At 40.4% G+C, this 24,934-nt stretch carries 17 protein-coding genes; 8 read left to right on the forward strand and 9 right to left on the reverse strand.

Annotated elements, in window-relative coordinates; all coding sequences use genetic code 11:
• The first annotated feature begins 82 nt into the window (after positions 1–82).
• From H6G41_RS09590 to H6G41_RS09605, 4 genes are all read left to right on the forward strand, one after another.
• A complete protein-coding gene (locus H6G41_RS09590; RefSeq protein WP_190745849.1) occupies positions 83–541 on the forward strand; it encodes a DM13 domain-containing protein in 459 nt (152 codons plus the stop codon).
• Positions 542–711: 170 nt separating this feature from the next.
• Positions 712–1,431 (forward strand): DUF4079 domain-containing protein, encoded by a 720-nt coding sequence (locus H6G41_RS09595; protein ID WP_190745851.1) that lies wholly within the window; start codon positions 712–714, stop codon positions 1,429–1,431.
• A complete protein-coding gene (locus tag H6G41_RS09600) occupies positions 1,428–2,885 on the forward strand; it encodes a cell wall metabolism sensor histidine kinase WalK (protein ID WP_190745853.1) in 1,458 nt (485 codons plus the stop codon). The genes H6G41_RS09595 and H6G41_RS09600 overlap by 4 nt, the downstream gene beginning before the upstream one ends.
• A 396-nt stretch (positions 2,886–3,281) precedes the next feature.
• The gene (locus H6G41_RS09605) at positions 3,282–5,615 is read left to right on the forward strand and encodes an MHYT domain-containing protein (protein WP_190745855.1); all 2,334 of its coding nucleotides are present in this window, start codon (positions 3,282–3,284) and stop codon (positions 5,613–5,615) included.
• 200 nt (positions 5,616–5,815) lie between these two features.
• Here the strand turns inward: H6G41_RS09605 and H6G41_RS09610 are convergent, their stop codons facing one another.
• The 3 genes from H6G41_RS09610 to H6G41_RS09620 all read right to left on the reverse strand — a co-directional run bounded on the left by H6G41_RS09610 (position 5,816) and on the right by H6G41_RS09620 (position 8,512).
• Entirely contained in the window at positions 5,816–6,187 is a 372-nt protein-coding gene (locus H6G41_RS09610; protein WP_190745965.1) for a hypothetical protein, read from the reverse strand.
• A gap of 205 nt (positions 6,188–6,392) precedes the next feature.
• Complete coding sequence (locus H6G41_RS09615; RefSeq protein WP_190745857.1) at positions 6,393–6,656, reverse strand: hypothetical protein; 264 nt, start codon at positions 6,654–6,656, stop codon at positions 6,393–6,395.
• Positions 6,657–6,895: 239 nt separating this feature from the next.
• Complete coding sequence (locus tag H6G41_RS09620; RefSeq protein WP_374939416.1) at positions 6,896–8,512, reverse strand: mechanosensitive ion channel family protein; 1,617 nt, start codon at positions 8,510–8,512, stop codon at positions 6,896–6,898.
• Between the two features lie 488 nt (positions 8,513–9,000).
• Here H6G41_RS09620 and ahcY point away from each other — a divergent pair, with 488 nt between their 5' ends.
• Positions 9,001–10,278 (forward strand): adenosylhomocysteinase, encoded by a 1,278-nt coding sequence (gene ahcY, locus H6G41_RS09625; protein WP_190745859.1) that lies wholly within the window; start codon positions 9,001–9,003, stop codon positions 10,276–10,278.
• Positions 10,279–10,390: 112 nt separating this feature from the next.
• On the opposite strand, the gene H6G41_RS09630 is transcribed toward ahcY, so the two are convergent.
• The 3 genes from H6G41_RS09630 to H6G41_RS09640 all read right to left on the reverse strand — a co-directional run bounded on the left by H6G41_RS09630 (position 10,391) and on the right by H6G41_RS09640 (position 14,291).
• Complete coding sequence (locus tag H6G41_RS09630; RefSeq protein WP_190745861.1) at positions 10,391–11,272, reverse strand: hypothetical protein; 882 nt, start codon at positions 11,270–11,272, stop codon at positions 10,391–10,393.
• A gap of 319 nt (positions 11,273–11,591) precedes the next feature.
• Complete coding sequence (locus H6G41_RS09635; RefSeq protein WP_190745863.1) at positions 11,592–12,266, reverse strand: response regulator transcription factor; 675 nt, start codon at positions 12,264–12,266, stop codon at positions 11,592–11,594.
• A 330-nt stretch (positions 12,267–12,596) separates the two neighbouring features.
• Positions 12,597–14,291 carry a DUF3352 domain-containing protein gene (locus H6G41_RS09640; protein WP_190745865.1) on the reverse strand — a complete coding sequence of 565 codons (1,695 nt, stop codon included), beginning with the start codon at positions 14,289–14,291 and terminating at the stop codon, positions 12,597–12,599.
• A gap of 306 nt (positions 14,292–14,597) precedes the next feature.
• On the opposite strand from H6G41_RS09640, the gene H6G41_RS09645 reads away from it, so the two are divergent.
• Both H6G41_RS09645 and H6G41_RS09650 read left to right on the forward strand, forming a co-directional pair.
• Positions 14,598–14,768, forward strand: a complete 171-nt coding sequence (locus tag H6G41_RS09645) for a hypothetical protein (protein ID WP_190745867.1) — start codon at positions 14,598–14,600, stop codon at positions 14,766–14,768.
• A gap of 150 nt (positions 14,769–14,918) precedes the next feature.
• Positions 14,919–17,525, forward strand: a complete 2,607-nt coding sequence (locus H6G41_RS09650; protein ID WP_190745869.1) for a M1 family metallopeptidase — start codon at positions 14,919–14,921, stop codon at positions 17,523–17,525.
• Positions 17,526–18,208: 683 nt separating this feature from the next.
• Here H6G41_RS09650 and H6G41_RS09660 read toward each other — a convergent pair.
• The 3 genes from H6G41_RS09660 to H6G41_RS35030 all read right to left on the reverse strand — a co-directional run bounded on the left by H6G41_RS09660 (position 18,209) and on the right by H6G41_RS35030 (position 23,397).
• Complete coding sequence (locus tag H6G41_RS09660) at positions 18,209–19,630, reverse strand: ATP-binding protein (protein WP_190745871.1); 1,422 nt, start codon at positions 19,628–19,630, stop codon at positions 18,209–18,211.
• Positions 19,630–20,004 carry a response regulator transcription factor gene (locus H6G41_RS09665; protein WP_190745873.1) on the reverse strand — a complete coding sequence of 125 codons (375 nt, stop codon included), beginning with the start codon at positions 20,002–20,004 and terminating at the stop codon, positions 19,630–19,632. The genes H6G41_RS09660 and H6G41_RS09665 overlap by 1 nt, the downstream gene beginning before the upstream one ends.
• A gap of 252 nt (positions 20,005–20,256) precedes the next feature.
• Positions 20,257–23,397: a CHAT domain-containing tetratricopeptide repeat protein gene (locus tag H6G41_RS35030; RefSeq protein WP_242037860.1), complete on the reverse strand. Its 3,141-nt coding sequence runs from the start codon at positions 23,395–23,397 to the stop codon at positions 20,257–20,259.
• 1,042 nt (positions 23,398–24,439) lie between these two features.
• On the opposite strand from H6G41_RS35030, the gene H6G41_RS09675 reads away from it, so the two are divergent.
• Positions 24,440–24,832 (forward strand): hypothetical protein, encoded by a 393-nt coding sequence (locus H6G41_RS09675; RefSeq protein ID WP_199316108.1) that lies wholly within the window; start codon positions 24,440–24,442, stop codon positions 24,830–24,832.
• Positions 24,833–24,934 lie beyond the last annotated feature (102 nt).

A 24,934-nucleotide genomic window follows, 5' to 3' on the forward strand; every position in this document is an offset into this window, starting at 1 on the left:
ATAAATTCTCAGCTTAAATTAATTTTGTTGATGGGGTAACGCTTTACATTGTTATTAGAGAAGAATCTACGGTTATGAATGTATGAGATTTAAGCATTTAGCCATTGTGAGTCTGATTGCGGCTATTGCCATTGGCTGTACAAATGAGAATACCCCAAATTCAACAGATTCTCAAACAACCCCTAAAGCTAATGTAGCCACTTCTGCTGGAGGTTTTGGCGCATTTAAAGCTGGGGAACATCCGACTCAGGGAAAAGTCCAAGTCATCACTGAACAAGGAAAACGTTACTTAGAGTTCGATGGAGATTTTAAAACTGATAAAGGCCCGGATTTATATGTGATTTTATATCGTTCGGATGCGCCGCCAAAATCTGGAATTAAAGAAAAAGATTATGTGAGTCTAGCCCGCTTACAAAAAACCAGCGGTACTCAACGCTATGCTGTTCCTGAAACAGTGAAGTTAGGAGAATTTAAATCAGTAGCAATCTGGTGTCGCAAATTTAATGCTACTTTTGGTTATGCTTCTTTGGCTAGTATTTGAAACTGAAATTAGTCAGTAAAAATATTATTCCCAAAAGTCGTAAGAGCGAAAAATAACTATTTTTCGATTGCAACTAAGCAGCTATCTGTGAGGTAGCGGTAGGATTCAGCATGTCTAATGTTCATGACTTACTGGCTAGAGAGCTTTAATTTTACGTGGATAGGTATTATATGGAATTAGTTGATTTTCTAGGATTGATACATCCAGCGATCGCAGTTATTTTTGTGTTCCCATTGATTGGTAATGTAGTAAACTTCGCATGGCAAACACGCCAGCGACGGTTACAAAATTTAGCTGGAGGTAAAAGTAAAATATCTCCATTAGTTGGGCCAGAACATAGAAAGTTAGGTGAGTGGCTTACAAGTGCTGTTGTTGGTTTAACTTTAATAGCTTTAGCCTATGCAATTGGTAAAAATATTGTCAAAAAGCAATTGTTAACTACAGCCACTTTTCAAGTAATTTTTATTGGCTTAATATTTGCGGCTACGATTACATGTTTAGTATTACTCTATCAGGCAAAGCAACGGCTGTGGCGAGGAGTTTTTGCTACTTTAACTGGCGCAGGTTTAGTAATTCTTGGTTGTCAAGATGGAGTTTTTCGCCGTACAGGTGAGTGGTATTGGTCGCATTACTATATTGGGATTACCGCAGCTTTACTGATGATTTTTTCTTTAGCAATTGTACAAGATATTTATCAGGATAGATCCCATCGCTGGCGGATTGTGCATACAATTTTAAACTGCATTGCTCTCTTACTATTTATTGGGCAAGGAATGACAGGGACAAGAGATTTACTACAAATTCCTCTTAGTTGGCAAGAATCCTATATTTATCAGTGTGATTTTGTGAATAAAACTTGTTTGACACCAAAACCGCAAATATTAAAGTGAATCAAATTAGCAAAAATTGGCAAAAAATTGATCCAGGTTCATTAAGGATACGCCTGACGATTGGCATTGCTGCATTTTCAACATTGGGATTAGGTAGTCTGGCTATTTGGACTAGTTTGAAAATGCAGCAAATTTTAATTAATAGCCATAAATATAATATTGAACGGATTGCCGATCGCCTACCCCGTGATGTGCAAATCTATAGTGAAATGATGCCATCCGAACAGGGTGTACAAAAATCTATCGATAACTTAATGAATAGCGATATATTTATCTGGATCAAAAGCTCGGAGAATAAAATTATTGCTAAATCTCAGAATTGGAATCAGCTATCGGATGCAGCTGCATCTGAGTTAATGTCTCTGACAGAGATGTCGGTTAAACCGCAAGTAACTAAGGTGAAGCAGCGCTACTTTGTTTTGTGCGGTGGTTCTTTACCAGTTAAGGGTAATGTGTTAGGAAAGTTATTCGTCGTACAAGATGTTACTCGCGAACAGAAGATGTATTTGGCAATGGTGCAAAGTTTAGGGATTGCTAGTAGTTTAGTGATTTTGGTAATTTCTGTAGCGATCGCATTTTATATTCAGCGCTCTCTTTTGCCTTTGCGTCAACTTAGCCAAATGACTTCTGTGATTTCTCTAGCCGATTTACCAGAAGCACAATTATCTATCGAGCGTGCACCAAGCGAAGTTAAAGAATTAGCTCAAACTTTTAATATGTTATTATCACGCCTCTCCCAATCTTGGGAGCAAGAGCGACAATTTGTTAGTAATGTTTCTCACGAGTTACGGACACCATTAACCATTGTTCATGGTTATTTACAAAGTGTGTTAAGAAGGCAAAATAATTTAACACCTACACAATTAGAAGCTTTAGAAACTGCGGCTGTAGAAGCAGAACATACGATTCGGCTGTTACAAGATTTACTAGATTTGGCACGAGCAGATAGTGGTTATTTACATTTTTCTCTAGATCCTTGCGTGCTGAATGATTTAATTGTCGAAGTGGTAGGAATGGCGCAGAAATATAGCGATCGCCAAATTATAATTGAGGCGACAAATCAAACAATTGAAGTAAAAGCAGATTACAACCGCCTCAAACAAGTATTTTTAAATTTAATTGATAATGCTGTGAAATATTCTGAAGCTGATACCCCCATAATTGTGAAGTTAAATCAGCAAGGAGAAGAAGCAATTATTCAAGTTTGCGATCGCGGTGATGGTATACCGCTAAAACATCAATCTCGCATTTTTGAAAGATTTTATCGCGTTGATGAAACCCGCAACCGTGCTACAGGCGGTTCTGGTTTGGGGTTATCGATTGTGAAAACCTTGGTAGAAAGTATGGGTGGAAGCGTAACTGTGCGATCGCGCTTAGGTGAAGGAAGTATATTCACAGTTAGTTTACCCACTTCAGGGTCACCGGAACATCGTTACAGTAATCAAATTATTTGATATCTGGGATGAAGCTTTTGGAGTCCCTTTAGCTGTTTTGTTCCAATTAAAACTATGGCAGTTGAAAAGCCAAGCATAGAGGCTAAGTTACATAGTTACATAGTGAGGTTAACCAAATCTTAAACTATGTGCTTGTGTAGGAAATTGTTCTATATGATACATATTTTTTCGAGCGCAATTACTGGATAAAATATTTTACAAAGCGAAACAAAGATACTATGCTGAAAGCATAGGAAAACAAAAATTATATCGTGAAACCAAAATCATAAAACAAAAATAATTGTATTGCAAGTAATATTACTGTGTATTAAATAAAACATAAGAAACCGCAAGTTATTAATAAATTTTTTATTTAAAATTTTTGCTGTAAATAGCTTACTTTTTTTCAATAAAAAAATGATATCTGGAACTTACGAACTACTTTTAGTAGTACTATCATTTGTCATCGCTACAATTGCCTCCTATACGGCTCTAGAATTAGCAGGTAGAGTTACACCCGATTTACCACTCAAAGCAAGATTGAGTTGGATTGTTGCAGGCGCTATAGCAATGGGAACGGGTATTTGGGCAATGCATTTCATTGCTATGTTAGCTTTTAATCTACCAATTTCAGTCACATACGATCTGAAAATTACCCTACTTTCTTGGGGCGATGCAATTGTTGCTTCTGGGCTAGCATTACTATTATTTAGTCGTGCAAAACTGAGTATACAAATGCTGTTTGGCGGTAGTGTGGTGATGGGATTAGCGATCGCTTCCATGCACTACTTAGGAATGGCAGGGATGGAAATGTCCCAAGCCACGATCCATTACAATCAATGGCTGGTGGCTTTATCAGTGGTAATTGCTATTTTGGCATCAAGTGCGGCTTTGTGGCTAGCTTTCTACTTCCGGAATCTGCAAAAATCAAGTTTTGATTGGCTGAAATTGAGTAGTGCTTTAGTGATGGGAATTGCTATTAGTAGTATGCACTACACTGGAATGTGGGCAACCAGCTTTATTAAGCTACCGGAATCTGTATTTAATCTCAATGAGCGATCGTCTAATTCATGGCTAGCGATTCAAATTGGTATTGCTAGTTTTTTGATTTTAGTTGCTACTTTGATTATTTCCTTACTCGATCGTCGCTACACAGAACAGTTAATTTGGCAAACAGCTTTAAAAGAAAGTGCCGATAGAGAAAAAGCCCTCAGTATGGCAATTCAAAGAATGCGGCAAACATTAGATATCGAAACTATATTTGCGGCGACAACTTCTGAATTACGCCAAGTGATTGGGTGCGATCGCGTTGTTGTTTATCGCTTCAATCTTGACTGGAGTGGAGAGTTTGTTGCTGAGTCTGTTGCAGATGGATGGATTGCTTTACGTCAAGAACAAACGCAAAATCCGCAAATTCAAGAAAATATTATTACAGATAATAAATGTATTTTTAATAATAGTTTGCAATCAGATAATTTAAATACTACTAATTTCTCGGTTCAAGATACATACTTACAAGCAACACAAGGTGGGATTTACAGCCAAGGGGTAACTTACCGAGTTGTAGAAGATATTTATCACGCTAATTTTAATAATTGTTATATCTCTCTATTAGAGAAGCTGCAAGCAAAATCTTACGTAATAGTACCAATTTATGCTAATAGCAAACTTTGGGGATTGTTGGCAGTTTATCAAAATTCTGCACCTCGTCAATGGCAAGAAACAGAAATAAATATAATTGTCCAAATTAGCAGTCAGTTAGGCATTGCTCTAGAGCATGTTGATTTACTAGAAAAAACACGACAACAATCTATACTATTAGAACAAGAAATTCAAGAACGTTTACATACAGAAGCAAAGTTATTTTTCCAAAAACAGCAATTAGAGGAAACTTTAAGCGAACTGAAGCAGGTACAATCTCAATTAATTCAAAGTGAAAAAATGGTGGCGTTAGGGCAGTTAGTAGCAGGTATTGCCCATGAAATAAATAATCCACTCAATTTTATATTTGGAAATTTAAATTATTTGCATCAGGACATAAAAAATTTACTCAAAGTTATTCAATTTTATCATCATGAATACCCTGCTCATAGCCATAAAATTACCGAAATCTTAGAGTATGCAGATTTGGATGAAATAAATCAAGATCTGCAAAAAAGTATAGGTACTATGTACAAAGGAATTGAGCGGATTCAGAATCTTGTTATATGTCTGCGCAATTTCTCACGATTAGATGAGGCAGAATTTAAGCTAGTAGATATTCATGAAGGTATTGAAAGTACTTTGACAATTTTGCAACATCGTTTACAAGCAACATCGGAAACACCCGCTATTACAGTAGTTAAAAACTACGATGTTTTACCTTTAATTGAGTGTTATCCTAGCCAACTCAATCAAGTATTTATGAATATATTAGTGAATGCCATAGATGCTTTAGAATCTAAAAGACAAAATCATCTTTTAATAGATAATTGTCAAATCTTGATTGATACTAAGCTCTTAAATGATTGGATAGAAATTCGGATTAGTGATAATGGATTAGGAATAGATGAAAATAATTTAGGCAAAATTTTCGATCCATTCTTTACGACAAAACCAGTAGGTAAAGGTACTGGGCTAGGTTTATCTATCAGCTACCAAATAATTACTCAACTACATAATGGAACGTTAAATTGTAATTCTATTAAAGGCGAAAAATCTGAATTTATTATTAAAATTCCCACTAAAATTCAAGATGAAATATCTGTATAGTTAAGTTAGTCTTAGGTTGTTTGAAAAAACTAAAAAAATATTCCATTGCTGTCTAAGCAGAGGAAGCAGAGGAGAAAAAATCTGCCGCTGTGAAAAAGGGATAATTTATTTTCTGGAAGTACTTTATCAATCACTAAACAGCTCCCCGACTTTTTAGAGAAGTCGGGGAGCTAAGTTTGTATTAAGCGTTGGGCAATGGCTTACAATCCTACTAATTCGCGAGATTCAAAATCAGTAAGTTGTTGAGCGATCGCTAATCTTGCTTCCAACTTGGCTATACTAAACTGGTTCCGCAGATATTCCAAATGAGCGATCGCATTTGCTTTTTCTGCGGTTAATCTTAGCTGTGTATCTATCGCCTTTTGATATTCCTGATTTACCAGCAGAACTTCAAAACGACGTGCTTTACGTTGGGCATCGTTTTTTAAATCCATATCAAAGGCGGCGCTACGGTCTGCATTACCTTCAAATCGATTAATTTGCTGCTGAACAGCCATTAATTGAGAATCTAGTTCATTCACTCGATGGGCAGCTTGTACTATTGCATCTGGATAATAGCTCAGTTGCATAATCAAATATATTCCTTAGGAATTGGGCATAGGGCATGGGGGAGGCAGTGCGTTGGACGGGTTCCCCGGCTTGAAGCAACTGCCGTCATGGGGCATGGGATATTTGTCCTCTGTCCCTTGCTATTTATTGTCATTTCCCTGCGTCTGTGCGTCCTTGTGTCTCCTTGTCGTTTATGTATGAGAAAATGTTTTTATCGGGGTTGCCTGATTACGCCGCTTCCCGTAGCTGGGATGGCGGAGTCGTCTCTGGAAATGAAAGCGAAAGTTGTTCGGCTTGCGGTACAGCAGCTTGTTCTAATACTGTGACTTCGATATTGACACTCACCAAATAACTTCCTGTATCTGCACCAACCGCATCAGCGATTAATTTGGCTATATCTGGGCGTTTTGCAGTCAGCGGATCGCGTAAAATGCACCGATCCCATTCATGCTTAGCAGTGGGGTTGAGGTTGAGAATGTAGTGCTTCATCATAGTACTAATTGTTAATTCCATCTTCCTTCCAGAAACCTTCCACAGAGCCATTCTCAACTTAACCGGGCTTTGTGGGCGCTATACTTATTATAGTACATTTGTACCCAATTGTGTGAGAGTAGCCGCACCCTTTATAGGGTGACGGCGAAATCTCCAGATAAGCGATCGCATTTGTGCAAGTCTTGCTCAAGTGTCATTGGCTACTTATATTACAAATGACCAATGACTAATCAATAAGACTAATTCGCTTTTCCATTCTCCTGAAGTTGCTGTAATTGCACATCATTAATCCAAATGGCTTGTTGAGGAACAGGAATGATAATTCCGGCTTCATCAAAAGCGATTTTGAGACGGCGACGATATTCCCGTGCTACATCCCATTGCTTGAGAGGCTGGGTTTTAATCCATACGCGAATAATTAAACCGCGATCGCCAAAATTATCCACCCCCAAAACTTTTGGTGTCTCGACAATTTGATGTTGCCATAATGGATCTTGATCCATATCTAAAGCCACAGTGCTAATTAGCTTTAAAACCTCATCAACATCAGCTTGGTAATCTACAGGAATAGTTAAATCTGCCCTTGACCAACGGCTAGAAAGATTGGCGACGATTTTAATTTCACTATTGGGAATGGTGATTAATCTTCCTTCCGAATCCCGGACTTGAGTCATCCGCAAATTGAGATTTTCAACTAAGCCGCCGACTGTACCAACGTTAATTACATCGCCTAAGGCATATTGGTCTTCAAGGATAATCAAAAAGCCATTAATCGCATCTTTAATTAGGTTTTGCGAAGCTAGGGAGACAGCAACACCCACTAAACTCGCACCTGCTAATAAGGGAACCACATCTATTCCCAAGGCGACTAAGGCGAGGAAAAAACCAACTATCACACAGGTAATAGTGGCAATACTTTTAGTTACACCCGAGAAAGTAGAAACACGTAATTGTAAGCGTTCAGAGGTATCTGAATTAAATAAAGCACCGCTGTTGATGAGAGTTGAGGTAAAGCGGTCAATTAGCGCATAGCTAAAACGAATCACTACATAAGTTCCCAGAGCGACAATCCCCAATCTCAGGGGAATTTGCGCAGCTGAGAGAATTCCTAGCTGAAGAATTCTGGTGTAGGGAAATAGACCCAAAATTGTGAAAGTACCACCACCCCAAATCCCCGCTTGGGCGAGCTGAAACAGACGTTTTTTAACTTCGTCTAAATGCCGATATTGTTGTTGATTTAGTTGCGTGGTAATTTGTTGCGTTTCACGAGAAGCCGGTAGGCTCAAATGTATGGCATTTTTTTGCGAACGACGCTGCCAACGATATACACCCCAACTAGCAGCAATCATTGCTAAGGCGATCGCCGCTGCTATTTTAGCTTGGTCGATGATAAATTGCGTGTTCCGCTCTTGCTTGGCTCGCTGTAAAGCCTCTTGCAATGTATCCGCGATTTGATTGGCGCTCAGAGTTGCATCTTCCTCTCGCAGTTTGGCGTCCTCGGAAGTGACGGTCATTAGGTATTGACCATTGATGGTAATTACAGGCACATTGTTGGTATTTTCTACCTGGACATTAATTGTCTGTGCCGAGGAACGCAAGTAATTTTGGCTAATTTCATTCAAGTTTTGTTGAATATTTTGCGATCGCTCTGGAAAATTAGCTCTAGTTGCGGCTATCTGGAATAACCTGCGACCGTCTAAATAAATCCAATCACTAACAATTTGTTTGTCGGAATCTTGACTTACACTACTAGGAGTTGGCAAGTTAGGTAAAAAGGGAATTTGGGCTGTAGCTTTGGGGACTGAGACAACAGCGATCGCCATTGAACTCATCAGCGCCAAAAATTTCAAGCGCACTCCAAAACCTCCTTGCTAAACATCTTCTATGGAATACCCGCCCAGCTATCCTCCACAATAATTTTAAGTAAATGTACCTATCTAAAGTTGAATTTGTCTTTTTTTCTGAGATATTTAAGAATTTGTGGAAATATCTCTTTAGGCAGATGACATCATACTTTGTTTACCGTGGGTAATAACTACAGGAATTTTGGATATTACTCCGATCCAGGATAAAGGAAAAATTAAAAAAGTATAAATTAAATATCCAGTACATATACTTGTAACTGGCAATAGTTTCCTAATTCAAAAATTCATATTTAGTAGTTGATAAATTCATCTTGCTACATCTGTTTTCAGTTGACAGAAACCCAATCAAACGTCAAGCTAGTTCAGAGAACCCTCGACTAGTGTTTGGTGATGACAACCAAAAATTGCGAGTCGTGGAATAATCTATTAGAGTACGTAAAGGTTACGTACCTTTTTTGACTTTTTAGAGGACATTTTTGATGACCGCAACTTCTCCCCGATTAAAGCACGAGGTTAAAGACCTCGCCCTAGCTCCCTTGGGAAGACAGCGCATTGAATGGGCTGGACGCGAAATGCCAGTTTTACGGCAAATCCGCGATCGCTTTGCTCAAGAAAAACCCTTTGCTGGGTTGAGACTAGTGGCTTGTGCCCACGTTACCACCGAAACTGCACATTTGGCGATCGCCCTGAAAGCTGGTGGTGCTGATGCAGTATTAATTGCTAGTAACCCCTTATCAACTCAAGACGACGTAGCAGCTAGCCTCGTTGTCGATCACGAAATTCCCGTTTTTGCCCAAAAAGGCGAAGATAACGAAACTTATAACCGCCACGTTCAAATAGCTCTTGACCACCGCCCCAACATCATTATTGATGATGGTAGCGATGTTGTTGCCACTCTGATTCAGCAACGCCAACATCAAATTGCTGACTTGATTGGTACCACCGAAGAAACCACAACCGGAATCGTGCGCTTACGCGCCATGTTCAAAGATGGCGTTCTCACCTTCCCCGCAGTCAACGTCAACGATGCAGACACCAAGCACTTCTTTGACAACCGCTACGGTACAGGTCAATCAACCCTAGACGGGATTATCCGCGCTACAAATATCCTGCTGGCTGGTAAAACCATCGTTGTAGTTGGTTATGGCTGGTGTGGTAAAGGTACAGCACTCCGCGCTCGTGGTTTAGGTGCGAATGTCATTGTCACCGAAATTGACCCCATCAAGGCAATTGAAGCCGTAATGGATGGCTTCCGCGTCCTCCCAATGGCAGAAGCTGCATCTCAAGGTGATTTGTTTATCACAGTTACAGGTAACAAACATGTAATTCGTGGCGAACATTTCGACGCAATGAAAGACGGCGCGATCGTTTGTAACTCCGGTCACTTTGATATTGAACTTGATCTCAAATACTTGGCAAATAAAGCTACAGAAGTCAAGCAAGTACGCCCATTCACTGAAGAATACAGATTACCTAGTGGCAAATCAGTGATTGTACTAGGCGAAGGACGCTTGATTAACCTCGCGGCTGCGGAAGGACACCCCAGCGCCGTTATGGATATGAGCTTTGCTAACCAAGCTTTAGCTGTGGAATACTTAGTGAAGAACAAAGGTAAACTCGAACCTGGTTTACACTCAGTTCCTAGAGAAGTAGATCAAGAAATTGCTCGCTTGAAATTACAAGCGCTAGGAATTCACATTGATAGCCTCACAGCAGACCAAATTGAGTACATCAATTCCTGGACTTCTGGAACCTAAGCTTACCCTAATAATTTAGGGTGGCAAATATAACTTAATTTTTGGATGGGATGGGCAAGTTGCCTATCCCATTTTTATGTGTTTAAGTACTATTCAATACAATCTCTAACTTTTAGGGATCGCTTTTATCATCTTTAGTAACTTCCGAATCTTCCTTAGAAGCAGGCAGAGCTTTTGGCTCCCTACCTGCAATCATCTTTTGTTGCTGCTTGTTAAATATGTATGAAGTCTTTTCAAAAGCTTCTTGAATAGTAGAGGTTTCACAAATTATTTGCTCAACCTTCTGCTGACCTGCGGCTAGCTCTTCAAATTTAGGAACCCAAAAATCATGTATATCAGGAACAGCACCAATGATGTCGTAAGGGCTAGGCGCAATGTATATAAGCAGGCTAAGACCCCATGCTTTGACACGTTTATACAAGGGATTATTCTTGTCATTATCCTTAAGGCTATGCTCTGCCATCACTAAATCACTCACCAATGATTTAGTAGCTTTTTCTAGCCCTTCAGTTCCGTCTATATAATATCTGCGTATTGCTTTTAGTATATCTTCAATCCGTTCTATCAAAAATCTCTTTAGCTCTTTAGATAAATCAGATTCAAAAATTCTCTCCAAAAGACTGCTAAACTCACTTTTGAGTTTATCTAGAAAGTCCTGCTCTAGAAATATCGCAGGATTCTGAAAATTAAAAAAATACGCTAGTGCATCTAGTGTATTGAGAACACCTTTACCCTCAATATAAGTTGCAAAAGTATCCCATTTAGTATTCCACAAATGATGAACAACAAAACAGTGATGCAGTTCCTCTATCGTTTGTAGATATCTATTTATGTTTGCGTTATTTCTTATGCTTCTTGCTTCCTCCTCAGCCTTATTTAAAAGCTCATAGAAATCCACAATATTTTGGGGCTGATTACTTAGCTTCATTACCTTTAATAAGATAGGCCCAGATGGTTGATTTCTATCTCCATTGCTAACTGCTTCAGTAAGCATTTCTTCCAGTCTTCGTAGAGCATTAGATTGCTGTATCATTCAACTCAAGTATATATATGGAAAATCTGTGAATTCAGTTATATTATAGACATTCGACATTAAGTAGTAGAGTAAGTGGTGCTCATGGCAGACCAATAACTTGCTGGGAGTGGATTGACGCGAGATTTTAGTCTGGATACAAAGGTTACTTGCAGCCGCTCAACCACACCGTTAAACCGATTTATCTAAAACAATATGAGATTTCAAGACTGGTTTTCGTGTGAAATCATCCACAGATTATACTGAGGCTGTTCAATATTAAACATTAAGCGCGATCGCACTATTCCCGCAGTGCATAACCAACACCACGCACTGTATGAACTAAGCGTTTCTCGTTATTTTCTTCTAATTTCAAACGCAGGTAACGAATGTAAACTTCAATAATATTAGAATCTCCCATGAAGTCGTAACCCCAAACTTTTTCTAAAATCTGATCTCTAGTAAAAACTTGACGGGGATGACTTAGCAGGTACTCTAATAAATCAAATTCTTTTGCTGTTAATTCAATTGCGCGTTTACCTCGAAATACTTGACGAGTGCGACGATTTAAACTCAAGTCTTCAAATAGTAAAATATCTTCATCTGTTTCTTGAGTGCGTCGGAGATGGGCGCGGATTCTGGCTAAAAGTTCCTCAATGCTAAAGGGTTTGACTACGTAATCATCTGCACCTGCATCTAATCCAGCCACGCGATCGCTTACTTCATCTTTTGCAGTTAATAATATCACGGGGATAGAGTTACCCGTTGCCCGCAGTCGGCGACAAATTTCCACACCCGAAAGTCCTGGTAGCATCCAATCAAGCACCGCTAAATCTGGCGATTTGTCTCGTGCTAAGGTTAAACCCTCAATTCCATCATGGGCTACACTCACCTGATAGCCTTCGCTACTTAATTCCAATTCTACAAATCGCGCTAGTTTGACTTCATCTTCTACTACAAGGATATGTGCTGTCATCTTTTTTACCTCTAGTAGCTAATCTAATCATCAAAATAACTTTACTGTAATCGTTAGATGTTCCAAAAAAATGAGTTTTTCCTGAAAATAGTAATAAATTTTGCTCAGAAAATTGTTTTTTCTGAGGCTACAAGAGGTTTTTATTAAGCTGATCCCACCCTCTGGGGATGGGATTTTAGGTTGACGGTTAACGGTTGACTGTTAACAGTTAACCGTCATCAATCATCAGTCAACGGTGTCGAGGTGTCGAGGTGTCTTTTATCCCATCCCTAGAAAGAAGGGTTCCTGACACCTTATTTATTAGTTGATTTTGCCATTTTTCCCAATTTTCTATTTTGTCGTTTTTGGTTTGAGTGCTAATAACATTTCTACTTGACTGACAGATTTATCAGGACTGGTAGCAGTTACACCCAAACCGCGAATGGAATTTAAAATTGCGTTTGCTTCTGGTGGTACGGGTTGAAATGCTGCAAAACGGTTAAATATGGTCATGGTTTTGTCCATATCTAAGTAGAAGTATCCACCATTGGGTTTTTGTAAGGAACTAGTGACGGCTTTGAAGGTGTCGCTATTTTCTAAAGTTTGGCTCTTATTACCAGCGATCGCATCAGCGATGGGACTACCAAGGGCTACAAATACTGTATCTTGATCTAACCATCCATGTGCTAGTAAAGCACCTTGGGGGGTTTGCCATTCGGTGACTTTTTTACCGCCGATATCTTTTTGCGCAACTGTCAGGGTTTGTTTTTTGATGAGTTCGTCGAGTTTGCTGAGGGTGCTTTCTGCTGTTTTGCGATCGCTTGTGTCAAATAATAACGCACCGCCAAAACCCACGCTGGCTAATATCCCTTGATTTGAGGGAATCGCACCAACCGCAAATTCTCCATCCATCCAGCCAAGAACTTCTTTATCTAAATCCAAATCGACGGTTGATTTGAGTTGTTGGCGAACTTGGGCGACTGCTTGGTTAAATTCGGGATAATCTTTTGACTGGTCGAGTACGGTTGTCCAAGCGCGGCTGATACCTTGTCCGCTAACTAAAGCTAAGGTATCGGCGGGAAATTGTCCGACTATCTTGGCTGGCGTATTTTGATACTGGAATTTGTTCAGTTGCGGATCTAAATTGGCGATCGCTTTTACGCGCAAACCTGCATCATCTACACCCACACCCGCCACCATCGATTTTACTTGCTCCAATTGCTTCAGGGTTTGGGGTGGTAACTGGGTTCCTTGGGGATTCGCCGCCGCTAACTGTTTTACCATACCCACATAGTCTGGAATATAAATTTGGGCTAGGGTATTTTTAACATCTATTCCTTTGCTGAGAATGCTATTTGCACCTTCTTTACTCGCAAAAGAAGCTTGGCCTTTATAGGTGTCTATTGCCTGTTCTATAGCTTGTTTTTCTGGAGCTAATACTATTTGGCTATTATTTAAAACTGCGCTATATGTAGGTTTAGCATTTTCTGATTCTGAGGTTTCTGTAATCTTTTCGCCTTTGTAATCAGTTTCTTGGATTTTAATTCCTTTTTGCGCCTTTAATTTGTTACTAAAATTTAAAGCTGCAATTTTATCTTTAATACCGACGACAAAGAGAACTTTTGGTTCTGATTGTAACTTGCTTGTTGGCGTCGGTGCCCCATTTGGGGGTGTAAATTGTGCTGGTTTAACTGGATTTGGTGGTAACATCGCCACCATCACCCCACCAACCCAAGGTTTTATATCTTTTTCATAAGAAATATTACTATCTTTAAAAACATCTTTATTAAAAGACTCTAAACCTTTGTTAAGTAGCTGTTGGGCTTCGGGAGTGCCAAACTGCTGCAACTTCGCCCAAGCTTGGGGATCGGTGGTAATGTAAGTAGCCATGATAGCGGAAGAAGGTACTACTTTAGCGCTACCTAAAGCGCCGGCACCATCGCCAACGGGGCCACCTTTAAGAAACATATAGGCAGCTATACCACCTGTGACGACTACAGCCGCACCAATAGCAGGAATTAAAATCTTTGATTTACTTGCTGGCATTGTCATTATCCTCTCTTTTTTCAATAGCTGTGAAGGCTTGTAAAAACGTGATTGTAGAGTTTTTGGAAGTATTTATAAGTTTTCCTGATTTGGCGGTATTCACTGACAAAGTTAGTATTACGATACACCAACAGTTTTAAACCATTCCTAGAATTACTACAACAGAGTGAGAAACAAATCCGTAAATAGTATCTTGTTGCACTTAAAAAATCTACTGCTACTATTTAGCAAACTGTCCTAAGCTATAAAAATACTTGGGAGCATTTGTACTTAAATGGCATCAGTGCAGAAGAGACTCTTGAACTGATGGCAAAAAGTACAGGTTATCAGCTTACATCAGGGCAAACAACTGTGGGAGAGGGATGGGTTTTGAGCATTGGGCATTGGGCATTGGGCATGGAGCATTGGGAAGAAATAACCAATGCTGCATATCCAATGTCTAAAGCGGTGGGACGAGAACTACCCAAAAGGAGATGAAGTTTCTCGCCACTTTTGATTGATTCCGATCCTCAAACCGCAAAGGATAATCCTTCCAGATTGCTGAGTTGATTTGGGAAAGCTACCCAATCTCGCTATTTTTTACTACATCCAACCAGACTTATCAAGATATAAGGTTAGTAGCCATCAATGTCCAATTTTTATTTCGATACAGAAAATAACGGTCACAGATCTTTTGAGTTACCAGGCGCAAAACCTCATTACAACCCCGATCGCCCTGGACAAGTAGAGCATATTTTTTTAGATCTGAGTTTGGATATTCCAAACCAAAGTTATTCTGGCAGCTGTAGCATTCGCCTGTCGCCCATCCGCAATGGAATTGATAATTTGACTTTGGATGCTGTCAACTTGAATATTCAATCTGTGCAGGTGGATGAGGTAGAACAAAAGTTTGACTATGATGGCGAAAAGCTAGTAATTAAGCTTTCAACGCCGACAGAGATAGGTAAGCGCTTATTAATTGCGATCGCCTATGCTGTAGAAAAACCCCAACGCGGTATCTACTTTATTCAACCAGACAAACACTACCCCAACAAGCCCACCCAAGTCTGGACACAAGGAGAAGACGAAGATTCTCGCTTTTGGTTTCCTTGCTTCGATTATCCTGGACAACTTTCGACTTCAGAAATTCGCGTCCGCGTTCCTAAACATTTAATCGCGATTTCTAACGGCGAACTGATTGAAACCAAGGAAGATGGTAAAGATGGTAAATATAAAATCTACCATTGGTCGCAGCAAGAAATTCATCCTACCTATTTAATGACATTAGCGATTGGTGACTTTGCGGAAATTCGCGATGAATGGCAAGGTAAACCTGTCACTTATTATGTAGAAAAAGGTAGAGAAGCCGATGCAAAACGCAGCATGGGCAAAACTCCCCGCATGATCGAATTTTTAAGTGAAAAGTATGGTTATAAATATGCTTTTCCGAAATATGCTCAGGTTTGCGTCGATGATTTTATTTTCGGCGGAATGGAAAATACTTCTACAACTCTGTTAACCGATCGCTGTTTAATAGATGAACGCGCCGCTTTAGATAATCGCAACACCGAAAGTTTAGTAGTTCACGAATTAGCACATCAATGGTTTGGCGATTTGCTAGTCATTAAACATTGGTCACATGCTTGGATTAAAGAAGGAATGGCTTCTTATTCTGAGGTGATGTGGACAGAACAAGAATATGGTAGCCAAGAAGCTGCATATTATCGCTTATTAGAAGCGCGGAGTTACTTTAGTGAAGATAGCGGACGTTACCGCCGACCAATGGTAACTCACGTTTATCGCGAAGCAATTGAACTTTATGACCGCCATATTTATGAAAAAGGTTCTTGTGTTTATCACATGATTCGGGCGGAATTAGGAGAGGAATTGTTTTGGCCTGCTATTCACACCTTTGTCCAAGATAATGCTCATAAAACTGTCGAAACAGTAGACTTATTAAGGGCAATTGAAAAAGCCACCGGCAGAAATTTAGCCTTCCTCTTTGACCAATATGTGTATCGTGGAGGTCATCCTGATTTTAAAGTTGCTTACTCTTGGGATGGCGATGCAAATTTAGCGAAGGTAACAGTTACCCAAACTCAAGCTAAAAATAATCAAAGTAAAGAGTTATTTGACTTAAAAATTCCTATTGGCTTTGGTTATAGCGAAGCGGGTACATCTCCCAAAATCAAAACCTTTACAGTGAGGGTAAACGAACGGGAACAAAGTTTTTATTTCCCCCTAGAAACCAAACCCCAATTTATTAGCTTTGATGTCGGGAATAATTACCTAAAAACTGTTACTTTAGAATACCCAATTCCCGAATTAAAAGCTCAGTTAGAATTCGATCCTGATCCACTTTCGCGAATTTATGCGGCTGAAGCTTTAGCCAAAAAAGGCGGTTTAGAAGCCACAAAAGCTTTATCTGCGGCGTTAAAAAATGACGGATTTTGGGGTGTGCGGGTTGAAGTCGCCAAACAATTAGCCGAAATTAAATTGGATCAAGCTTTTGATGGGTTAGTCGTTGGGTTGGAAGATAAAAGTCCTTATGTACGCCGCGCTGTAGTTGATGCGCTAGCAAAAACCAAAACTGCGGAAAGCTATAAGGCTATCAAAGGCTTAGTCCAAGATGGCGATCGCAGTTACTATGTAGAATCAGCAGCTTGTCGGGCGATAGGCGCGATCGCATCTGCTAACCTAGACGAAAAACCCAGAGAAGAAAAAGTCCTGAAACTGCTGAAATCGGTTTTAGAAGAAAGACAAGGCTGGAATGAAGTAGTACGCAGTGGCGCGATCGCCGGTTTAGCCGAACTCAAAACCTCAGAAGCAGCCTTAAACCTGCTCCTAGAATACACGAAACCCGGCGTCCCCCAAGCCTTACGCCTCGCCACCATCCGCGCCTTAGGGAAAATCTCTGTTGGGCAAAATCCCGTCAATTTAGAACGTATTTTAGAAAGATTAGGCGAACTAGCTAAAGAAAGCTTCTTCTTAACCCAAGTAGCAGTAGTTATCGCCTTAGGACAAATGGAGACACCCAAAGCCATTGGAATATTGCGATCGCTAGCCGATCAAACACCAGATGGGCGGGTGCGGCGTTATGCTGATGAAGAGATTACGCGAGTTCAAGGTAATATTGGTACAGAAAATGCGCTGCGGAATTTGCGTGAAGAACTCGATCAAGTCAAGCAGCAAAATCAAGAATTGCGAAGTCGCTTAGAAAATTTGGAAGCTAAATCTAAGAGTTCTGCATCGTAATTAAATCTGCACAATTTATTAATTAAACAGGTAGGGGCACAACAATGTTGTGCCCTTTTATTATGCCCATATACAGCAGAATTTGGTAGGGTGCGTTATGGACTTTAGTCCTAACGCACCGAAAATCTCTGACGGCGCGTGCTTATTTCTTCAGTGAAATTAGCAAATATATCATCCGACATATCATTCCAACAGCCAGCAAACTGCATAGTTTTATCGAGAGAATCTTGAGATACTTCTAGACCTAGCCGAAAATGATGAATAAAATTATATAATTCTGCCAATTTATCTTCGGGAACTAGATTTATTTCTGCAATAACTTTTGTGCGAATATTTAATGATTCTATATAGTAAATAGTATGTATTTCTTGTTAGATAAATTAATTATATAGCAATCCCAAATGATTTATGAAATATTACAAGCATGGTTGTTAACTGTTAACTGTTAACCGTTAACAGTCAACAATCAACAGTCACCAGTCAACAGCCAAAACCGATATTTTCGCAACTGAAATAAGATTGCTATATATGCTTTAACCTTAAAGAAATGGATTTGGACACACAAAGGTTGATGGTTCGGCAGTTTTACGAAAAACACCATGAGAATTTATCTGAAATGATTTGGTATAGCAAATGTGAGGGCTTCTCTGCACCTTGCTGCGCTGAGGGTGGGGACTTTCGCGTTAGGTTAAAGGTAAATTTATAGTGAAAGTAGCACCTTGATTGGGAATGCTAGTAGCTGTGATGCTACCTTGATGAGCTTCAATAATTCGTTTGGCGATCGCTAATCCTAAACCGTTACCGTTTCCTTTACGTGCGGGGTCTGTTGTATAAAATTGTTCAAAAATTCGGGGTAAATCGCTTTCTTTGATACCTTTACCTTGGTCTTGAATTTGAATAATTGCTTGTTTTCCTTTGCTGGATGCAGAAATAAATACTTGAGAGTTGGCTGGTGCATGTTTGATGGCATTATCTAACAAGTTGAGAATCGCCTGTAATAACCGTTCTGGATCGCCATGTATCATCAGGTTATCTACATTTACCACCAGAGAAATTTTCACAGCTTGCATTCGCGGTTCTATTGCATTGACAGCACGATTAATCAATCCCCGCAGTGAGATGGTTTGCTGTTCAAGTTTTGTGACTCCCGCTTCTAAACGTCCTAAATCTAGCAGATCGTGAATTAATCGTGATAAGCGTTTGATTTCGCTGTCGATAGTTTGAAAAAAGCGATCGCGTAATTCTGGTTCTTCATAAGCTCCTCCCTGAAGCGCGTCTACTGTTACCTGAACGTTACTGATTGGGGTACGCAGTTCGTGGGAAACATTGGCTAAAAACACTCGCCGTTCTTGATCTAGAGAAGCTAACCGCTCGCTCATGCGGTTTAGTTCTGCTGCTAATTGATCTAATTCATTGTTCTCATGGATTGTGAGCTTATCACCAAAATGACCGCCACCCAGGCGAATGGCAAAGTTCTGCATAATCTCAATCGGTTTGGCGAGACTGCGAGCAAACCGACTGCTAATAAATGCACACAGTAAAAAGGTGACTGCTAAAGTACCTAAAACGCTCCAAAATACCCTGGCAAATTGTCGCTGAAACTGCTCTAGAGTAATAGACATGCGCAATACACCCAAAAATTGACCGTTGCGTTCAATGGGTCTGGCAATGTATAGGCGATCGTCGTTGGATAATACTCCTTTGGCTATTCCCTGTTGTAATTGATTTTGTTGTAGAGCTTGGCGCATTCCGGGAACTTGATACCAGTCTTTCACCTGAGAATCTAATTTGGGGTTAGAAGTGGCTATCAACAGACCTTGGTGACTAAAAACACGCAGTGTCACATTCTGCGGTGCGCCATATCTCTCGACTAACAACTTGACGCGAGGAATATCTTTTTGGGCTAGTGCATCTGCAACAGTTTCACTTAACGCATTCGTCCAGTTATCCAAATCTACTTGTCGCATTCGCATAAAATAATCAGCGAACGACCACAAAACATAACCTGCTAGCAACGAAGTGCCAAAAGCTGTGACCATGAGATATGTGCCTAACAGCTTGGCATGAATTGTGTTTAATTTAATTCGGGGAAATAAGCCCTTCATCAAGGCTTTTCCTCCGAACGCCGACGCAACACAGCTTTGATCCGTGCTAACAATTCACGGGTATTGAAGGGCTTTGTTACATAATCATCTGCACCCGCTTCCAAACCCCAAACTTTATCGACATCCTGATCTTTAGCTGTCAGCATGACAATGGGGACATTAGAAAAAGCGCGAATTCGCCAGCAAACTTCCATTCCATCAACTTCTGGTAGCATCAAATCCAGCAAAATTATATCTGGTACTTGTTTGTGGAACTGTTTGATTGCTGTATGCCCATCAACGGCTGTACTCACTGTGTAGCCTTCTTTTTGTAATGTATATGTGAGACTGTCACGCAGGGCGGCTTCATCATCCACGAGTAAGACGTGTGGCATTGGAGATTTTAACTGATAGACAACTTTGTGTATTTATAATTTCTATACTCTGCTGTATCCCTGCATCCTTCTTAAGGGGGAATGCGATCGCCTAAATCAATTGAACACCACGCTGTAGGGGCAAGGGCACCGACAATCTTTTGCTACATACAATAATGTTACTGGTGCCATGCCCAATGCCCAATGCCCCATGACGGCAGTTGCTTCAAGCCGGGGAACCCGTCCAACGCACTGCCTCCCCCATGCCCAATTTTAATTCATCGCCCGCCAATTCCCCGAAGGAATAAAACTCGCCCAAAAATAAGGATGCTGATATTGACGACTATTTAGGAACTCTAACTGCACCTCTCGCAGCGCTTCATGTCTACCCTTACCAGCTCGCAATTTCTCATAATATTTCACCATTAAATCTTTCGTGCCATCATCAGCCACTTGCCATAAACTTAACAGTTGAGTTTGCGCCCCTGCTATTACCAAAGCCCGCCGCAATCCATAAACACCGTCACCAATTTTCACATCACCCAGTCCAGTGTCACAAGCAGATAAAACTACTAATTCTGTGCCGCGTAAATTTAACCCAGCTACTTCTAAAGCTGTGAGAACTCCATCTTCTATATCGGTTTTTTGTTTATTTTGACGGTTATTGAAACCAGCCAAAGCTAAACCAGAACGTAATAAGGGATTTTCTAAATTTAAAACTGGTGCTTTTTCTAATTGCTGATGAAATTCATTGTTTGGGGGTTGATCTTCTTTATCTGGTAAAAAGAACCCGTGAGTAGCTAAATGTAAAATTCTCGGTGCATTTAATTGTTTAATAGCTGCTTCTGTGGCTTGTTTTCCTAATAAAATATCTGTCTGAGGAAAAATCTTTTTGATTTCTTGCCCTTCGGCTAAAGTTGCTGTCAATGAATCATATGTTAAATTAGCAAAGTCACTAGAACGTTTATTTTCAAAACCACGAGATTTTGCTGCAACTGTAGTATCTTGTTGATCGTAGTCAATATCTGCAAAGATTACAGAATTTGAGGATGCTTTAGCTGCACTTTGCAAGTTAAGTAAGTCTCGCCCAGTGGTCAGGTAAGAGAAAGCATAACGTTGAACGAGATATTGATTTTGCTCATCTTTGAGGGCTTCAAAGGGTATCAAGTTTAACTGCCCATCTGGTGAAAGCAACAGGTGACGCGCATTGCCTAATAGGGGACGGATGGGAGCCATGATTTGCTCATCTAAGGCGCGGGCGGCTGTTTGAAGTCGGGATACAGTGGTTTTTCTCTCAATTGGTGTGGGTAAAATTCCACCCCGTTCTTCAACAGATGTTTGAGAAGTATTTTGTACAACATTAAAATGCTCGGAACCTAACCCCCTAACCCCCTTCCTTTGAAGAGAAGGGGGAGAATTCACAACTTCTGGGACTGTGGGGGAGAGGTTTGGTGAGGGGTTCTTAGAATTAGATTTGCTGACAGCCGGAGCAGACACCAAAACCTGGCGGAAACTAGCAACAGATTGATCGATAGTTGCCGCATCACCCAAATCAACCCATTTCGGTTCCCCAGAAGCACGCAACACTACTGCTGCATAAAGCGGTTTACCCCATTTTTCGCTTTCTTTTTTAGCTTTGGGATTAAATGGCTGATATTGGACAATTTCTACCAGTGCAGCATCCTGAGGAATTTGGGCTTGGATGGCGGCCAATTCCACTCTTTGAATTGCTTTGCGGAACTCGGCGCTTTTAGCACTTACTTGTTCTTCTAATTGTTCCTTTCGAGTTTCTAATTGTTGAATTTGAGCTTGATAAACTGCAAATTTTTCTTGCCCCTGTCCGCGATATACGAGGGCGGCTAATTCTTCCTGCACTTTTAACCAATCATCAAACAGCTTTTTGGTTTCTGGCTGGGCTGCTAATTGAGTGCGTAATGTCTGCACAGTGTCAGTCATGGCATCTAGCACTCGTCCTTTGCGACGAAGTACTGTAGTTAGGGCGAGTTTGGCTAATGTGGGGTTGCTGGTAGATTGTTGTAGCGCCAGAGAAACAGCAATGTCAGTGGTGACACTAAAGGTTTGAGCGTAGTTTTGTTTTCTTTGTTCTGAACCCACAGCATAGATGAGTTGCAAATTTTGTTCTTGAACTGCAAGCCCACGGTTGAAAAAATCAGTGGTGCGGGTAATATCACCCTGTGCCCAATAAAGTAGAGCTAAATTGTTGAGGTTAGTTGCTACAAGTGGGTGTTCTTGACCTAGAACTTTTTCCCGAATTGCCAAAGAGCGCAAAAAAAGTGGTTCAGCTTTGGCATAACTCCCCTGTGAAAAGTAAAGTGCTGCTAAATTGTTGAGGCTTTGTGCTACATCGGGATGTTCTTTACCCAGTACTTTCTCGTAAATAGCTAGAGAGCGCAGGAAAAGCCCTTCGCCTTTGGCATAATTTCCCTGTAAGGAGTAAAGTAATGCTAAATTGTTGAGGCTTTGTGCCACATCGGGATGTTCTTGTCCCAGTACTTTTTCGTAAATAGCTAGAGAGCGGAGGTAAAGCGGTTCAGCTTTGGCATAATTCCCCTGTAATCGATAAAGTAATCCTAAATTATTGAGGGTTTTTGCCACATTGGGATGTTCTTTACCCAATACTTTCTCTAGAATTGCCAAAGAGCGGAGGTAAAGTGGTTCAGCTTTGGTATAACTCCCCTGTAATCGGTAAAGTAATCCTAAATTGTTGAGGCTTTTTGCCACATTGGGATGTTCTTTACCCAGTACTTTCTCTAGAATTGCCAAAGAGCGGAGGTAAAGCGGTTCAGCTTTGGCATAACTCCCCTGTGAGGAGTAAAGTTCTGCTAAATTGTTCAGGCTAGTAGCTACATCGGGATGTTCTTTACCCAGTACTTGCTCTCGAATTGCCAAAGAGCGCAAAAAAAGTGGTTCAGCTTTGGCATAATTTCTCTGTGAAGAGTAAAGTGATGCTAAATTGTTAAGGCTTTGTGCTACATCGGGATGTTCTTTACCCAGTACTTGCTCTCGAATCGCCAAAGAGCGGAGGTAAAGACCTTCGGCTTTAGCATAACTCCCCTGTGAGGAATAAAGTAATGCTAAATTGTTGAGGAGAGTAGCTACATTGGGATGTTCTTTACCAAGTACTTTTTCCCCAATTGCTAAAACTTTTTCTGCCAAGGCGATCGCTTCACTATATTTGCCCTGCTCATACAACTGCGTCACTTGTTCATTGAGTCGCTCAACTTCGGCTAACTCTGCGGACTGTTGTGCTGATAGTGGTGGTTGGGCAAGTCCTGCAACTTCCTTTGGTCTACTTATCAGTAGTCCTGATGCTATTGCTGTAGCGATTGACCAAGTTAGCAATTTCACCGGGTAACGCTTGGGTGGTTGTGGCTGGGATAATTGAGGAGACAAGTTTTTCGGCTTCCTGGTGGTGGGTAAGGGACTTGCAACTAAAAAAAATATACTATCACTGTGTAGGCAGGGGGCACGGGGCAGGGGGAAAATAACAATATCTTCTCTGGGAAATTGGATAATTTATTTTCTGGAAGTCCCTAAACACTCTGCAATTTGTGGTTTTTACGTCGTAAAAATAGATTTTGGCTTTATTTAGTTAGTATGCCAGGGTTGATAAGTAGTTTTTTGGTAATTTTTTCAAGATTTAATAAAGTCTGTCGGAGCATAGGAATCTGCTGACGCTGTTGGTGGTGAGTTTTTTGGCGTTGCGATTATATATATCTCTCAGGCTTGAGTGGTTATGCAGTGAGGAATTAGGTTATGAAGAAAACACACCTATCATAGGGGTTTAGCAATGCTAAACCCTCCATAGTGCGGATGTATAGCGATTCTCCTTTGGATGCATACACTATAGGGCATGGCAGTGCCATGCCCCTACGGACGATGGGTGATGAATATTTAAGTGCGTAGTTTACGGCATCGCTCTTGACGATTGCAGAAAATGGGATATCTACGCTCTTTGGCAACAAACTTTCGTCACCAACCTTACCTCATCCATAGAGAACCTAATAGGAGATCCGACAAACGTTATTAGGTTTCTTATTAGCGTTACTTCATTCATAAGAAACGTTATCAGAGATGTGACGAACCTTATAACGTTTCTTATCACTGTTATTTCATCCATAAAAACTGTTAATGCATTTGTGACGAAGGTTATAACGTTTCTTATCACTATTATTTCATTCATCGATAACCTGAATGCATTTGTGACCAACAAGTCGCTTGTCTGTGCCGAGAAGTGACTCCAATCAATGAGAAATAGTGTTGTTATGAAGTCACATAAGCAAAACGGTGGCTTGCTCTAGCTTACGCATAATTACAGAATTATACTGCAAATTTTTGTTAAAAAAAAGCCAAATATTTGTGAATTTCCCTGAGCCAGAATACAGCTTGTTTAAGACAAGCTAACACTAGAACATTTATTAGGAGTACATCTATTATGCGTCCAAAACAGTCATCTCCCATTCTAAAAAAAGCTCAACTCAGAGCTTCTGGGCTGAAAGCTATCGATCCAAATATCGATTTTGGCAATGCTAACAGCTTGCAAAATATGCAACAAAAAATTGAGGAGTTACGTAATAAACTGAGTGCTCATAACACTGCTCTAGCTGTGATTAATGCTGCCAAAACAGAGATTGTAGAGCTAGAAAAAACCTTGAGCGATTTGTGTGAAACGATGCTGATGGGAGTTGCGGTGAAATACGGAAAAGATAGCCAAGAGTATGTCATGGCTGGTGGTGTGCGGAAAAGCGATCGCATTCGTAAAGGTACTAACACCCGCCTAAAAACTGTTACTGAAAAAACAACTAATGAGCCGGTGGAAACGGTATAGATATGGGCATGGGGCATGGGGCATGGGGCATTGGTGGTTTTCCTATGCTCTATCCCCTATGCTCGTGAAATTCCATTTTCTGTTAGTTAGTCTCCCACGCCA

The sequence above is a fragment of the Tolypothrix sp. FACHB-123 genome (assembly GCF_014697075.1).
Taxonomy (GTDB): Bacteria; Cyanobacteriota; Cyanobacteriia; order Cyanobacteriales; family Nostocaceae; genus Aulosira.

What these genes read in the sequence shown, in the direction of transcription:
- H6G41_RS09590 (WP_190745849.1), top strand. Translation starts at nt 83, where the DNA reads ATGAGATTTAAGCATTTAGCCATTGTGAGTCTGATTGCGGCTATTGCC.
- H6G41_RS09595 (WP_190745851.1), top strand. Translation starts at nt 712, where the DNA reads ATGGAATTAGTTGATTTTCTAGGATTGATACATCCAGCGATCGCAGTT.
- H6G41_RS09605 (WP_190745855.1), top strand. Translation starts at nt 3,282, where the DNA reads ATGATATCTGGAACTTACGAACTACTTTTAGTAGTACTATCATTTGTC.
- H6G41_RS09615 (WP_190745857.1), bottom strand. Translation starts at nt 6,656, where the DNA reads ATGATGAAGCACTACATTCTCAACCTCAACCCCACTGCTAAGCATGAA.
- ahcY (WP_190745859.1), top strand. Translation starts at nt 9,001, where the DNA reads ATGACCGCAACTTCTCCCCGATTAAAGCACGAGGTTAAAGACCTCGCC.
- H6G41_RS09630 (WP_190745861.1), bottom strand. Translation starts at nt 11,272, where the DNA reads ATGCTTACTGAAGCAGTTAGCAATGGAGATAGAAATCAACCATCTGGG.
- H6G41_RS09635 (WP_190745863.1), bottom strand. Translation starts at nt 12,266, where the DNA reads ATGACAGCACATATCCTTGTAGTAGAAGATGAAGTCAAACTAGCGCGA.
- H6G41_RS09640 (WP_190745865.1), bottom strand. Translation starts at nt 14,291, where the DNA reads ATGCCAGCAAGTAAATCAAAGATTTTAATTCCTGCTATTGGTGCGGCT.
- H6G41_RS09645 (WP_190745867.1), top strand. Translation starts at nt 14,598, where the DNA reads ATGGCAAAAAGTACAGGTTATCAGCTTACATCAGGGCAAACAACTGTG.
- H6G41_RS09650 (WP_190745869.1), top strand. Translation starts at nt 14,919, where the DNA reads ATGTCCAATTTTTATTTCGATACAGAAAATAACGGTCACAGATCTTTT.
- H6G41_RS09660 (WP_190745871.1), bottom strand. Translation starts at nt 19,630, where the DNA reads ATGAAGGGCTTATTTCCCCGAATTAAATTAAACACAATTCATGCCAAG.
- H6G41_RS09665 (WP_190745873.1), bottom strand. Translation starts at nt 20,004, where the DNA reads ATGCCACACGTCTTACTCGTGGATGATGAAGCCGCCCTGCGTGACAGT.
- H6G41_RS09675 (WP_199316108.1), top strand. Translation starts at nt 24,440, where the DNA reads ATGCGTCCAAAACAGTCATCTCCCATTCTAAAAAAAGCTCAACTCAGA.